Genomic DNA, 15691 nt, shown 5'->3' on the forward strand with positions numbered 1-15691 from the left:
CGATCCGTTTTACACTTCTTTTTACATCAATCTATTACACGCTTCTACTAATTTATCTGCTCTTTTTTACAATTAATGAATTTCTGAAATATTTCACAACTTTTTCTCGGAGGATTTTGAAAAAAATGTGAAAATATTTCACTCATTTTTCCTGTTTTTTTTATAATGTTTTTTTAAATCTCTTAGAATAAATATAACCTTAATAAATAATAATATTTGGAGTTTTTAATCATTTCAATTCTGCGTTTTTTACTTTTTAATTACTTTTCAATTACTTTTTAATTTACACTATACTTTTTATTTTTAACTTCACACATAACACAACCAAATTCAATGTACATAAAAGAAATCAAGAATATATTACTCCTTATGTTAAAGGGGCAGATTTTTTTAACTGCCATAAAAAAATATAACGGAATAATTTAGACTATCACCGCTAATATATATATCGTTTTATTTTTTATTCTCATTAATACTTTTTTCATTTTTGTAAAAATTTTTTTTATAAATATATGTAAAAAGTATTTATAGTTTTTTACACTTGATGTACTTGATGTAATGATTTACAAAAAAAAACGCAGAGTTGTATTTTTCAACAACCTGCGATTTATTTATGTTACTTTTAAATTTTTAAACCTTTAAAACCCTCAAAACTCGTTAACCCTTTAAAGCTATTAAATTTAACACAATTTCATGCGTATGTCTTTTGTAATAATATCTGTATAACTAAAGGATAATAGCTGTGGCGGATTAGTCGCCTTGCTATCTTCTACTAAGACTGTAAAAACACTAGGATATGCTTTTTGAATAACCCCTTCTTGAATATCCACTTTGTTGCGCCCACGATCAAGTACAATCATAACTCTACTGCCACATTGCTGATTCACTGATGCGCGAACTTTGTTGATATCTGCTTTTTCCATTTTTAATCCTCCTCTGCTTGAGCATATTATAACATAACACAACTTCAAGTTAATTTTAGTATATCACAGCACTAAAATTTTTGCAATAGTTCGAATATAAGTATTTCTTTTCTTTCTTTTATATACATTTCATTTTATATATATAATATCACAAAAATAAGTCGTTTTTGTGTCTTTTGTGTGATTATTTTTCATTATAAACTTTTTTTGATTTTTTTTAGCTTTTTTTATGCATTTCTACTTATTGCATTTACGTATTCAACTAGGCTATAATATTATGTATAAATTAATAATGAATAAGCGAGGTTAATATAATGAGAACTATATTATGTATTCTCTTTATCACCATTTTTTTGATTTTTAGCTTACCTGTAATGCTGCTTGAATTTATTGTAGGTAAATTCAGTAAACATCACTCTGACAAGGTAATGCTTGCTTATGTTCAATTTGGATTTAAAGCTATACTTTTAATATCTGGTGTTAAATTAATTATCGAAAATGAGGAAAACGTCCCTAGAGATAAGGCTGTTCTTTACATTGGTAACCACAGAGGCTTCTTCGATATTGTAGCTACTTATTCGCGTTGTCCTAATTTAACAGGATATATTTCTAAAAAGAGTATTGAAAAAGTACCTATAATTTCATTTTTGATGAAGCGAGTATATTGTTTACTGATGGATCGTAGTGATATTCGTCAAAGCATGGGTGTTATTTTAAAAGCAATCGAATATGTCAAATCTGGCATTTCTATTTGTATTTTTCCAGAAGGAACACGTATAAAAACATCTGACAAAACAAAGACTCTTCCTTTTAAAGAAGGAAGTTTTAAAATTGCCCAAAAAGCGAAATGTCCTATTGTTCCTATGGCTATAACTGGAACAGACGATGTCCTTGAGAATCATTTCCCATGGATTAAGCGTGCTAAAGTTGTTGTGCGCTATGGAAAGCCTTTTTATGTTGAAGATTTAGAAAAGGATCAACAGAAGAAAGTCGGTCTTTACACGCAGACAATAATCGAAGATATGCTTATAGATATTGTTAACAAACATTATTAAATTCAAATTAAAAAGCTTTTATCAATTGAGAACTATATGTGTAACATATATCTATCTTAACGATAAAAGCTTTTTTCTTTCTATATTTTATTCTTATTTTAAAATTTCAATACAGTATTTTGGTAATTCTACAGTATTTCCTTTTTTGCTTGGATTATTCTCATCCACCTGCAATAAACCTCCTATTTTAGCCTCTTTAACAGGTTTTCCATTTATTTCTAGCCCTTTTAAATCAACCTTCACTGCCTTATCGGTCGTGTTAAAAATCAATAATATTTCTTTACCATTGTATTTCTTTTTCAATACACAAACTTTCTTATTAGAATATTCTTCCAAAAATTCTGTATCACCTCTTGCAATTTCAGGATAAATATTTCTCAATTTAACGGCTTGTTTTACATAATTTAAAATAGAATAATTGTCTGTCTCTTGCTCGCTAACACTAGGATAAATCATTTTTGTTTTTTCTGCATCAACTGGATCATTACAACGTCCTTTATACTTTGTACCATCTTTCCAATACATTGATAAACGTTTGTTTTCATCCTTTCCTGAGCCTTTCATGCCTATTTCTTCACCATAATATATAAACGCATTACCTGACATCATTAGATTCATTCCTTGCGCCATTTTTGTCTGGTTTTTTGCATTTTTTCCACCATAATAACCTGCGCTTCTGCACAAATCATGATTAGTATAAAATGGTGCGCTAATGCCATTTGGATTGTTTTTTTTCATCAATGAATCAACTTCTTGTATTGCCATTCCATAGGTACTTGCTCCATTGTCAGTTGTCTGAGACAATACTCTTGAAATATATCCATCTTTATCTGCAAAAGAAAAATCAAAGAAACTATCAATTCCACTCTTATAGTATTCTGTATAAATTGGATATTTTTCCCATACTTCTCCCACAGTATAGATATCTTGTTTTTGAGAACGAACCATGTCACTAAACCATTTCAAAATTTTTACATTTTCAGTTGTATTCCCTGATATATATTCTTTTGCGGCATCTAATCTAAATCCATCCACGCCTTTATCAATCCAGAATTTAGTAATCTGTGATATTTCATTTCTAACATCTTCATTATATAAATTGAGATCCGGCATTTTCTCCCAAAAAACAGATTCATATGAATATTCTGTACCCGCAATTTTATGATATCCTGATTTTGTCTTATCTTTTGTAAAATTGTAATAATTAACATATTTACATACTTTTGGATCCGGCTCTTCTCCTGCTTGTAAAGTCTTTAAATATTTAACAGCTTCTTTAAACCATGGATGCTCTGATGATGTATGATTCATAACGAAATCAATAATTACATGTATCTTTTTTTCATGACATTTTTTTACTAATGCTTCAAAATCTGCCATTTTTCCATAATCTTTATCGATGTCCATGTAATCTTTCACATCATATTTATGGTATGTTGTAGATGGCATTATCGGCATTAACCATATCTCATTTGCACCTAAAGATTTTATGTAATCTAATTTTTTTGTAACACCTTTTAGATCACCTTTTTTATCACCATCACTATCATAAAAACTTCCAACAAAAACTTCATAACAAGTTCTGTATTTATCTTCTATCACATTTAATTTCTGGTTGTTTACCTTCATCATGTATGGAATCTTTGTAGATTTCGAATCATTTTTTCCAAAAGAACAACCGCCTAGAGTACTCGCTAAGATACTTATTATGCATAGCAAACTCATTAATTTTTTGTTACTGTCTAATTTTGTTTTAAAATTATGACTATTTTTTTTTGTAAAACTCTTCTCTTTCTTTTTATTTAAAAATTCTAATCTATATAATTTCATAACTCGCCCACCTCTTGAAAAAAGACGCCTCGGAAGATTTCCGAGACGCCTCCTTGAATAAGATATTGATCTATAATTAAAAATTTCTATTTTTAACCTATAATCATTAACCTTTAACTGCACCTGATAATCCATCAACATAGAATTTCTGCATGAAGATGAATAAAAGAGTAATTGGTATTGATACAAGTACAGCACCTGCTGCCCATGATGTATACCATTTTTGGATGAATTCTCTTTCAAGCATGTTATACAATCCTACTGATACTGTCCAATACTGATCATTTGCACCAACAATAACTTTTACAAATATAAAGTCAAGCCATGGTCCTAAGAATGCAGTTAATATTGTGTAAACTATAATTGGTTTTGATAAAGGACAGATAATCTTATAGAAAACCTGGAATTGTGAACATCCATCCAATATCGCTGCCTCTGTAAGTGATTTTGGTACTGTATCAAAGAAACCTTTTGCAATATAGAAACCTGCTCCGGCTCCTGCTGAATAAATAAGTACCAATGCCAATTTGATTAATCCACCCTGTGTCAATCCTGCAAGTTTTAAAATAAAGTATACAGCTACCATTGACATAAAAGCAGGGAACAAACCTAATATCATTGCTAAATTCATAAAAGGTTTTCTCATTTTAAATCTTAATCTTGACATACAATAAGAAGTACATAAAACAAATAATGTTGCAATCATACATGAGAAAATTGAAATTTCTAATGTATTTAAAAACATTCTAGGGAAATTAATTACCTGTGTATCAGTAAATAATCTTGTATAATTGTGTAATGTTAAATGTTTTGGGAAGAAATAATTAACATTAACACCTGATTCCTTTCTAAAACTTGTCATTATTACCCAAAAGATTGGGAATAACCATATCAATGACAATACCGCTAATATAACATGTATTATAATATTTTTAACTTTTCTCGCACTACTAAAAGAACGAGTTCTTTTTGTCTTTTCCATTTTTACGTTCTGAGTCATTATTGGAATCCCTCCTCATCCTTATAAGATGCAGTATTTCTATATGTTACTAATGCAACTATAGATAGGACAATAAATGTCAAGATACCAATTACAGCACCTATATTATAGTATTTATAATCAATTGTCAGTTTATATAACCATGTTACCAACAAGTCTGTCTTACCTGCAGTCTGACCAATTGGTTGTGGTGCACCTCCACTTAATAAGTAAATAACGTTAAAGTTATTTATATTACCAGTGAACTGAGTAATAATGTAAGGACCCATAATAAACATGATATATGGTAGTGTTATTTTAAAATATATCTGAACTGGATTAGCTCCATCAATTTTTGCTGCTTCATATAATTCAGCAGGAACATTTTGTAAAACACCTGTAACCTGTAACATTGTAAAAGGTATACCAATCCAACAGTTTACAAGAATAATTGTAACTCTTGCCCATGTTGCATTTGTCCAAAATGGTAGTGCTTTTTTAATTAGTCCTGCATTAATTAACATTGTGTTAATTGCTCCATTTTCTTGTAGAAGAGTTCTCATTATAAGTAATGTAACAAACTGTGGTACAGCAATTGATATTACAAAGCACAATCTCCAAAGTGCCTTACAATGCGTTTCTTTTCTATTAATTACAATTGCTAAAATCATTCCTAAAAAGAAATTTGAAAATGTTGCACATACTGCCCAAATTAAAGTCCATCCAAGTACTGGCCAGAATGTTTTTCCTATTTTTCCACCTAAACCAAGTACTAATACGAAGTTCTTCAAACCTACCCAATCAAATAAGACTAGGTGATTTCCTATATCCGAATAATTTGTAAATGCCATTGAAATCATAAATAACAATGGTAAAATTGTAAAAATCAAAATACCTGTAAAAGGTAAAAACATTAAAAATTTATGTAAGTTACAATCGAATAAATCTTTGATATCGTCTTTAAAGCTCTTAATTTTCCAGCCTTGTTCTTTAAAGTACTGTGCTTTATAAGCACTCTTTATATTATCACATAAAAAGTAAATAAATAATACTGTCATTGCTATCGTAACAACACCATAAAGCAATAGCAAAACAGAGTTATCGCCTTCTACGTATTCATATACTCCTTTACTTGCGTTCCATACCTCTCCTTCTTTTCTATATCCAAGAGATGGAAACATCTTCAAGTAATATAATCCTTGTGTGAGCATAAACCCTATATAACTTATCTCTATTGCTAAATAAATCACACCTTTTATGAGTTGTCCACTTGCCATATTACCTAAACCCATAATAATAGCTGACAATCTAGTAAATATGTTACCTTTTGAAAGCGCATTTTTTAGGGTAAATGGTGTGGCGAAATCTGATTTCTGTTTAGCTATTTTCATCCTAAAACCTCCTGATTAAGATTTTCTCTTAACCTATTTATCATTTCATTTTACACACATTTTTTACATTTGTGACAGAAGTAACGATATTTCTTACTCCCGCCACAAATGATTTTCATAGTTAGTATTTATTTCATGTTAGTATTTTCGCTCTTATTTCGTTTGTATTATATATTATGAAATTTTTGAACCATTAACCTGTTTGTTGAATTCTTCTGTCTTATCTTTGTAGTTGCTTTCTGTTACTTCATTGTTAACAAGTGCTTTACCAAATGGTTGTGCAGCATCCCAATATCCCTGCATACCGAATAATGGTTGTACAATTGTTGACTCTTTGCTTGCTTTAACTAATGCTGAAACTGCTGCGTTGTCTAAGATTTCTTTCTTAGATGTTAAGTTTTTGTTTACTGGAGCCTGTTTTCTTGTATCAAAGTGAGCCTGCTGTGCTTTTTCACCACCTAAGTATTTAGCTAAAGCAACTGCAACTTCCTGGTTTTTGCATTTAGGGTTAACACCGATTGCTTTTGAACCAAGGAAGCCTTTCATCTGCTGATCTTTTCCATCAATCTTGATTGTTGGAAGAACAGCTGTTCCTACGTTCTTTTCTCCACCAAGTGCTTCAACTACTTTGTCATAGTTCCAGTTACCATCAAAGATAGCATTTACAGCGCCTGTTCCTAATGGTGTAATTGAATCTCCATCATCACCAACTACTACAAAGTTAGGGTTTTTAACTAATCCCATTAAGTATTTTGTAACTGGTGCAGCTTTTTCTGATGATAAATCAATTTTATCTTTTTCTGTAGCACCATCTTTACCATAGAATGTACATCCGTTAGCTGTGTACATTGCTGATAAGTACCAACCATTTGTAAGTGGGAATGATACTTTACCTTTTTCTAACATTTTATCTAAGCTCTTAACATCATCTTCTGAGAACACTCTCTTGTCATAGTACATAAAGAATGCATTTGATGTATAAGGAATACCATAGTAGTGTCCTTTGTATTTAACTGAGTTAGCAATATTTTCATCATTTGATTCTTTTACGTATTTTTCTGTATCTCCACCAAGTTTAGCAATACCACCAGCTTTAACAAGATCTACAAGCTGATCATTTGCAAACATATATACATCTGGAGCTGCTGAAACGTCTTTTGTTACAACTTGTTTAGCATCAGACTCTGATGATTTCTGATATTTGAATTTAATTTTCCATTCTTTGTGCTCTTTAGCAAAGTTTTTACACTGTGTCTGTAGCCATTCTCCGTTATCTTTTGCCTGATCTTCTGCTGGACCCATTACTGTAAGTGTAATTTCATCATTTCCTGATGTTTTTTTGTCATTTGTTGCTCCACAACCAGCAAACATTGTTGTTGCCATTGTTCCTGCTAATACTAGTGGTAATACTTTTCTTTTCATAGTTTTCCTCTCCTTTTTTACCTTATTATATTAATTTTATTTATATAAAATGCTTCATGCACTTTATAGTCTATTTTTTATTATGTTAATAGCCACTCCCTATAAAAAAACTATCTTCTATATATTGCTGCAAGATTTCTAATCCATGTCCTTCGTTTTTCGCTTAAGCGATCACTGTTAAGTCTCCATCTCCAATTATATCCTACTGTTGATGGATAATTCATTCTCGCTTCATTTCCCAGCCCCAAGATATCTTGCATTTGGATTATCGCTATAGCTCCAATACTCTGATATGCTGCTCTAATTATTCCATCAGGTATCTCTTTTCTATCTGTAATATTCAGATACTCGTATAAATATGCCAGCTCAAATTCAGTTTTGTTTCTAAAGAAACCAACCAACGTGTCATTATCATGCGTACCTGCGTATACAACAACTTCTGTATTATCATAATTATGTGGCAAATACTCATTCGACGTATCATCATCAAATGCAAACATCAATACTTTTGTTCCTAACCAGCCTGCTTTTTTTAAGAGTTTATTTACTCCCGGTATTAATGCCCTACCACAGTAAGTGTCTGCTATAATTGGCGTCTCTCCAACGACCTGATTGATTGCATTTACAAATTTTCTTCCTGGTCCCTTAAACCATTTTGCTTTTTTTAAATCAACAGCTTTATATGGTACCGCATAATCTTTTATAATTCCTGAAAAATGATTAAACTTGATTATATCAAACTTTTCAGCTGCCCATTTAATTCTCGACTGCCACCATTTAATAATTTCCTCTTCATTCGATGCCCAATCATACAGTGGCATTCCCCAAATCTGACCTTTGCTTGAAAACTTATCAGGTACAGAAGCTGAAACATAATCAGGTTTTCCATCGCTGTCTATTCTGAAACGTTCGGGATTACACCATACATCGCAACTATCAAGTGCCACATAATATGGTATATCTCCCACGATACTTACTCCTCGAGAATTTGCATACTCTTTTAATCTTATCCACTGCTTCCAAAATTCGTACTGACAGAACTTTACGAAGTTTATTTGTGAAAAGTTTTTCTTTTTTTGTAGTTCTAAAACTTCCTTATTTCTATCCTTGATGCTTTGATCCCAACTAGTCCAACTTCCGCTATTTCCAGTTTGTTTCAGTGCTACAAAAAGTGAATAATCATCCAACCACCAATCATTATTCTCATCAAATTCTCTAAAATCATCATCATTGATATTAAATCTTTCGAAGGCTTTATAAAGCACCCTATATCTACTTTCATATATAGCTTCATAATCAACTCTAGAATACTCTGATCCCCAATTGTATTCTCTGATTTCTTCACTTTTCAAAAGTCCTTCTTCTACCAGCAAATCCAAATCAATCAAATAATGATTACCAGCAAATACCGAAACCGTTTGATATGGACTATCACCATATGTCGTTGGTCCAATAGGAAGAACTTGCCAATATTTTTGTTTTATATCAACTAATAAATCTACAAAACCATAGGCTTCCTTGCCTAATGTTCCAATACCATACGAGGATGGTAAGCTAGATATTGGGAGCAAAATCCCTGCTCCACGAATCATCATATAACTTTCAACTCCTTCACTCTTGATATTTGAAAATACATACTTTATAGTCACATATCTTTCGCGTTTTTTCGTTTCTAAGTATATTTTAGTTTTTTAAGCCCTATTTTGTCAACGATTTTCGAATAATAACTTTAATTTTATGTAAATTCACCTTTTTTGTATCCCTTTTTTAGTAAAAATCACAACATTATTAGCCCTTTTTTTCGAAAAAAAACTACCTTTTTTGATTGATAAGTTTTATTGAATCACATATAATATAATTACAGATACAAATATATTTTTAGGAGAATTCAGATGGTTACAATTAAAGAAATTGCAGATAGACTTGGCGTATCAATCAGCACTGTTTCCAAAGGCTTAAATGGTGCAAGTGATATTAGCGATGAATTAAAACAAATCGTTCTTGATACTGCTGTCGAAATGGGTTATTCAACCAAAAGATCTAGAAGTGAAAAATACAGAAAGGTTGCTATTTTTGTTGAAAATATGGAGTATAACGACATCGATGACTTTGGTTACGATATCGTACTTGGCTTCAAGCAGAATGCTTTTAGACAAAAATTTGAAGTAGATGTAATTCCTGTCACTCCAGCTTTGCAACAACAGGAACGATATGATACTTATTTACTAAAGAATCAATATTGTGGAGCTTTTCTTATTGGATTTGCCCTTCATGATGAATGGATGAAACAACTTGAAACAACAACAATGCCAACAGTACTACTAGATAACTTTATACCTGAGAACCCAACAGTTGGTTATGTTGGTACAGACAGTAATGAGGGTATTGATATGGCTGTTAAATATCTACACAATTTAGGACATACAAATATAGCTTTTTTGAATGGTTCTCTCCATTCTAAAGTATCTGACGATAGACAAACCGCTTTTGAAAACAGTATGAAAAAATGCGGACTCGTCCCACAAAAAAATCTAATGGCTCATGGTTTTTATGTTGCCGATAGTGCAAAATACCATGTACCGGGCTTTTTATCTAATGGTGCAACTGCTATTATTTGTGGTAACGATTTAATAGCAAGTGGTGTAATTAATGAATGTAAAATGCGTGGTTTTAGAATACCTGAAGATATTAGTGTTATTGGTTTTGATGACATTCCTATTGCATCAACCACTGAACCAACTCTCTCTACTATCCGTCAGGAACGTAATGAGTTAGGTCGCTGTGCTCTTGTTGCACTTCTTTCTTTAATTAACCACATTCCAATCAGTATTACTTTACTTAGACCACAATTAATTATTCGTGATTCTTCTGGATGTGCACCTGTCGAAAAAAAATAAATATACAACTTTAAACGCTTTACAAGCGCCTAAAAATTGATAACTAAGGAGGTATCATTATTATTTCACGAAAGAAATTAATACAACTGTTTGCTCCTATAGTTTTAACACTTTGTCTCTTGTTTAATACAACAGGTTGTTCAAAAGTAACTGAATTGTTCTCATCTCAGGATAATGCTTATTATGATTCTCCAAAATTTTGGGAAGCTACAACTCCTGACCCAAAACAAAAAGGCTTGTACAAATTAGAGAATCCTTTTTTTGAAAACAAGCCTTATAACAATTTAGCTAATTTTGGAAACAACATACTTTTAATTGGGGAAGCTCGTTATGATTCAATTAAATCTGATCTTCCATTATATTCTTTTGACATTTATGACCCTTGGGAAAATGAGATTAGTCAATCTTTAGATGCCAAAGATTTGTTATGTACAAAATATGAAATATCAGATGATCACCTTTTATGTTTTAGTGGCAAAAACAAAACTTTATCTATTTATGATAAAGAATTATCTTTAGTTTACCGCTTGAAAATTAAGGATTTAATCGGAAAGGAAGATTATAAATCTTTTACATATTCTTTTAATAGTAGTAACGAAAAATTATTTGCCCTAAAAAAGGATGGTACTTTGTACACAATTACCTTGTCAGATAAAATTCATCATAATAAGCTATTTAAATTTTTTGAAAAAAATGAAAGCTACAGTAACGCAAGTTACAAAAAAACAGATTCAAAGTACAGAGATTGCTATATCATTGGCGATAATGAAGCTAAAAATAAATTCTTTGTTCGTGGCGTTAACACCAATTCATATCGTTATTCCTACGGTGTTTTTAACACAGCCAAAAATGCTTTAACAAATACCTACCCTGGAACAGCTTATTATAGAGGTGACTCATGCAACGAACATATAATTGTTCAGGTGGATTACAACAGAAATTATTGGAAATTCATTGACACCAAAGATAATACATCCAAATATTTTTATGCTAAAAATTGTGTAAAAGCAAAACCTTATGGCAACAATAATCTTATGCTACGCAGAGATATCGGATACGACCAGGCTGTAAAAAGACAAAACATTACTTCAGTATTTACTGCTTATTCTTCTTCTGGCAAAGCTATATCTTCAATCAAATTGGACTTTGGCAACGCCGAAAAAGGAAAAGAGAACTATTTATCAAAGGATCAGATTTACTTGGAAAAAAGCGGATGCTGTTTTATCCTAAAATACGACTTAAAAGGTAATCCTTTTATTTATATTTGGAAAATTAATGCATCCTCACTAAAGCAAAACAACAATTCCGACACGAGCAATAGTGTTTCTAGTGACAGTAACAGCTCTGACGATAACTCTAACAGCGATTACACTATCGAGGATTTATCTTTTTTCGATAATCTATTAGATTTACAAAATTCAAAATCCAACGAAACCGGTGTAATCATCAACAATTTGATGGATAACAATACCTATAAATGGGATAGTTTATCAGAAGCCAGAAAATTTGCTGATAAAATAGAAAATGATTACGGTATTAAGGTGTTTATTGGGCCTCAAGTTCCCAAAAAAATCGATGTTTTTAGTGTCAAACAAAACTTAGATGCTGACGAGATAATGGAAAGTCTTGAATCATTAAATAAGATTCTTTCCTCTTATCCTAAAGATTTTTTCAAACAACTTTGTTTTTCTGACATCTATGGCATCAGGATTTATATCGCTAACTCAATAGGTTCAAAGCACGACAACACGATTGCCGATCCAAGTGGTTTTGTTAATACCATTGATTCTTATCTTGTTATGGTCCTAGATTCATCCTACAGCTGGGATTGGCCATACACCGTCAACCATGAGTTTTCTCATATGATTGACCGAAAACTTGAATTTGAGCATTCCTATAATCCATCATTAACCTATAATGAGGAAGAGTGGAACAAGTATAATCCAGCTGGTTTTGAATATCTACAGACATACAATAATTACTCTAAAAGTAAAGGATATTCAAAAAATCCAAAATACTTTATTGATAGTTACGGAACAACTTTTGCAACCGAAGATAGAGCTGAAATATTCGGATCTGCTATGGCTTATCATTTGAATGGCTCAAACAAGCAATATTTTGCTCAAAATAGCCCTATTAGAGCTAAGATGGAATACTATTGTCAATGTATACGACAAGGATTTCCTTCGTCAAATTGGGATAAAGTAATGCCATGGGAAAGATGTTTAAACGAATAGATAAGTAAAGAATAAAATTCCTTATTGCTTAACAAACCAACCGCAAGTAGGTGAATGGTTCTGTTATGGCAATAAGGATTTTTTATACAAAAAAATCCATAATCTTACGATTATAGATTCAATCATGCCGGCGACCGGAATCGAACCGGTACTGTGTCGCCACAACAGGATTTTAAGTCCTGCGCGTCTGCCAGTTCCGCCACGCCGGCACGTTATTTATATATAACAAGAGAGATTTGATAAATTAATGGGCAGTGGTGGATTCGAACCACCGAAGCAATTTGCAGCAGATTTACAGTCTGTCCCCTTTGGCCACTCGGGAAACTGCCCATTCGGTCATCAAGATTTCTCCTGACAAGATAGAAGTATATCACCTTTAATCATAAAATGCAAGTACTTTTTTCAATTTTTTTCTTTTTTTTAATTTTTACGGAATTATGATTTTTATTCTGCTTTTTTCTGTTTTATATAAAAACTATACCTCAGCCTAAGCCATACAGATTTAGCTAAATAATAATGACTTCTCTTTTAATATTTTAGACAGATAATAGTAGCTCCTTTTCTATGCAAAAAAAAGACAGCGAACGCTGCCTTTTTAGGAGAAGGTATTTTTACTATGGGGTATAGCAAAAACTATATATAATGTATTGGGGGGTTTTTACAGGTATTATAATACCATCTTTAGATACAAAAGTGTCAACAAAATTACACTTATTTTTTACTTTTTTTTGTGCATATTCACTTATTTTTCACAGTTTTTATATTTCTCAAAAAACTACTGTTTTTTTCGTATTTTTTTCTGCGATTTTTTACAATTTATAAAAAAAGCTCAACCAATAGATAATAATCTATCAGTTGAGCCTCTAATTCCATTATGATTAAATATAATCATAATCCAATCTAATTATGATCTAATTAAATCATCAAATCCACTCATATCATAATCTGAATCACTGGTATCGTTTGAACAATTTGAGCCGTCTGTATGCTTAGCATTACCTGCGTCGTCTTTTTTATTGATATTACTTGAATCATTTGTAGCATTTCCATCTTTGTTTAATTCAATTTTAAATGAATTGCTATCTTTTAATTCTGCATCTACAACATCGTCATCGAATAATGCTTCAAACTCTTTGCGTGAAATCTTTTCTTTCTTCAAAAGAAGAGCTGCACATCTTTCTAAGACATCCATATTTTCGTTAATAATCTGAACTGCACGCTCATGTGCTTTATCAATTATAACTTTAACTTCTCTATCAATTTCTTCGGCAACGCCTTCGCTATAGCCTCTAGAACGTCCAAATTCATTGCCAATAAAGACTTCTTCATCATCGTTGTCATAGCATACTAACCCAAGCTTATCTGACATTCCAAAACGTTTAATCATTGCTTTCGCCATTCTTGTTGCCTGTTTAATATCTTGAGAAGCACCTGTTGTGATATCATCGAAGATTATTTCTTCTGCAACACGTCCTCCTAAATCAACGATAATCTCTTGGAACATTTTACCTTTGGTATTAAACATTTCATCTTTTTCAGGAAGAGGCATTGTATAACCCGCTGCTCCTTGTCCTGTTGGAATAATTGAAACTGAATAAACTGGTCCAACATCTGGCAAAACATGGAACAATATTGCATGTCCAGCTTCATGATATGCTGTAATTTTTTTCTCTTTTTCAGAAATGATTTTACTACGCTTTTCTTTTCCTAAACCTACTTTTATGAAAGCTTTTTTGATATCTTCTTGCATAATAAACGCTCTATCATATTTAGCTGCAAGAATTGCTGCTTCGTTCAATAAGTTTTCAAGATCCGCACCTGTAAAACCAGCTGTTGTCTGAGCAATCTGTTTTAAATCAACATCATCACTCAAAGGTTTATTTTTAGCATGTACTTCTAGAATTTCTTCACGACCACCTACATCAGGACTTCCGACATATACTTTTCTATCAAAACGACCTGGACGCATGATAGCTGGATCCAAAATATCTACACGGTTGGTTGCCGCCATTACGATGATTCCTTCATTAACTCCAAAACCATCCATCTCTACAAGCATCTGGTTAAGAGTCTGTTCTCTTTCATCATGGCCACCACCCATTCCAGCTCCACGTTTACGAGCAACTGCATCAATTTCATCTATAAAAACAATACATGGTGCATTTTTCTTCGCATCTTCAAATAAATCTCTAACACGCGATGCACCAACACCAACAAACATCTCTACAAAATCAGAACCGGAAATACTAAAGAAAGGTACTCCTGCCTCTCCTGCAATAGCTTTTCCTAATAATGTCTTACCTGTTCCCGGAGGTCCTACTAAAAGGATTCCTTTAGGAATTCTTGCACCAAGTCTTGTATATTTCTTAGGTGCTTTTAGGAAATCCACGATTTCTTCAACTTCTTCTTTTTCTTCCTTCAATCCGGCTACATCATTAAAAGTAATATGGTTATTTTCTTTTGTTGAAAGTCTAGCACGACTTTTTCCAAAATTCATCATTCTACCACCGCTACTATTATTTGCTGAATTGCTATTTGACATAAGTAGTCCAACACATACAATCAATACGCCTATAAGGATAATAGGTAAATATTTTAGAAATACGTCTTCTCGCTTCACATCAGACACATGATAATTTTTAAAGTTATAATCATTAATTATCTGCTGCTCAACGTTAATATTTGAAGAATAAAGTACTCTATGCTCTCCTCCCTCAAAAACGACTTCTATTTTACCTGTTGGAACCTGCTCATTTTGAACAATTGTTACCTCTTTAATTCTATTGTTCTTATTTGCATTACCCTTTACTGTTTCTTTGATTTCTTTTCTAAATTCTTCACGAGTATATGTATTTGTCACTGTATTGCCTGTCCACCAATACCAAATGCCAAACAATAATAGCAATACCATAAAATATACTCCAAGCCCCTGAAATCTGTTCATTTTCTTATTCAAC

10 protein-coding genes and 2 tRNA genes are annotated in these 15691 nt (G+C 31.9%); 3 read left to right on the forward strand and 9 right to left on the reverse strand.

Features of this window, described 5'->3' with window-relative positions:
* Positions 1-680 precede the first annotated feature (680 nt).
* A complete protein-coding gene (locus tag BLV79_RS05715; protein WP_022749594.1) occupies positions 681-923 on the reverse strand; it encodes a Veg family protein in 243 nt (80 codons plus the stop codon).
* A gap of 353 nt (positions 924-1276) precedes the next feature.
* Between BLV79_RS05715 and BLV79_RS05720 the strand changes: the two genes are divergently transcribed.
* Positions 1277-1978: a lysophospholipid acyltransferase family protein gene (locus tag BLV79_RS05720; RefSeq protein WP_330389939.1), complete on the forward strand. Its 702-nt coding sequence runs from the start codon at positions 1277-1279 to the stop codon at positions 1976-1978.
* 93 nt (positions 1979-2071) lie between these two features.
* On the opposite strand, the gene BLV79_RS05725 is transcribed toward BLV79_RS05720, so the two are convergent.
* From BLV79_RS05725 to malQ, 5 genes are all read right to left on the reverse strand, one after another.
* Positions 2072-3808, reverse strand: coding sequence for an alpha-amylase family glycosyl hydrolase (locus BLV79_RS05725; RefSeq protein ID WP_074717003.1), 1737 nt, complete (start codon positions 3806-3808; stop codon positions 2072-2074).
* A 106-nt stretch (positions 3809-3914) separates the two neighbouring features.
* Complete coding sequence (locus BLV79_RS05730) at positions 3915-4808, reverse strand: sugar ABC transporter permease (RefSeq protein WP_242871436.1); 894 nt, start codon at positions 4806-4808, stop codon at positions 3915-3917.
* The gene (locus tag BLV79_RS05735; protein ID WP_173335726.1) at positions 4808-6178 is read right to left on the reverse strand and encodes a carbohydrate ABC transporter permease; all 1371 of its coding nucleotides are present in this window, start codon (positions 6176-6178) and stop codon (positions 4808-4810) included. The genes BLV79_RS05730 and BLV79_RS05735 overlap by 1 nt, the downstream gene beginning before the upstream one ends.
* A gap of 174 nt (positions 6179-6352) precedes the next feature.
* Entirely contained in the window at positions 6353-7600 is a 1248-nt protein-coding gene (locus tag BLV79_RS05740) for an extracellular solute-binding protein (RefSeq protein ID WP_074717005.1), read from the reverse strand.
* Positions 7601-7710: 110 nt separating this feature from the next.
* Positions 7711-9249 (reverse strand): 4-alpha-glucanotransferase, encoded by a 1539-nt coding sequence (malQ, locus tag BLV79_RS05745; RefSeq protein WP_242871437.1) that lies wholly within the window; start codon positions 9247-9249, stop codon positions 7711-7713.
* Between the two features lie 243 nt (positions 9250-9492).
* Between malQ and BLV79_RS05750 the strand changes: the two genes are divergently transcribed.
* Both BLV79_RS05750 and BLV79_RS05755 read left to right on the forward strand, forming a co-directional pair.
* On the forward strand, positions 9493-10497 hold the full coding sequence (locus BLV79_RS05750) for a LacI family DNA-binding transcriptional regulator (RefSeq protein ID WP_074717007.1): 1005 nt from the start codon (positions 9493-9495) through the stop codon (positions 10495-10497).
* Between the two features lie 119 nt (positions 10498-10616).
* Positions 10617-12734 (forward strand): hypothetical protein, encoded by a 2118-nt coding sequence (locus BLV79_RS05755; RefSeq protein WP_143470219.1) that lies wholly within the window; start codon positions 10617-10619, stop codon positions 12732-12734.
* A gap of 125 nt (positions 12735-12859) precedes the next feature.
* On the opposite strand, the gene BLV79_RS05760 is transcribed toward BLV79_RS05755, so the two are convergent.
* From BLV79_RS05760 to ftsH, 3 genes are all read right to left on the reverse strand, one after another.
* Positions 12860-12943, reverse strand: a tRNA-Leu gene (locus tag BLV79_RS05760).
* A 39-nt stretch (positions 12944-12982) separates the two neighbouring features.
* Positions 12983-13064, reverse strand: a tRNA-Tyr gene (locus BLV79_RS05765).
* 574 nt (positions 13065-13638) lie between these two features.
* Positions 13639-15678, reverse strand: coding sequence for an ATP-dependent zinc metalloprotease FtsH (ftsH, locus tag BLV79_RS05770; protein WP_083354475.1), 2040 nt, complete (start codon positions 15676-15678; stop codon positions 13639-13641).
* Positions 15679-15691 lie beyond the last annotated feature (13 nt).

The sequence above is a fragment of the Lachnobacterium bovis DSM 14045 genome, from assembly GCF_900107245.1.
Taxonomy (GTDB): domain Bacteria; phylum Bacillota; class Clostridia; order Lachnospirales; family Lachnospiraceae; genus Roseburia; species Roseburia bovis.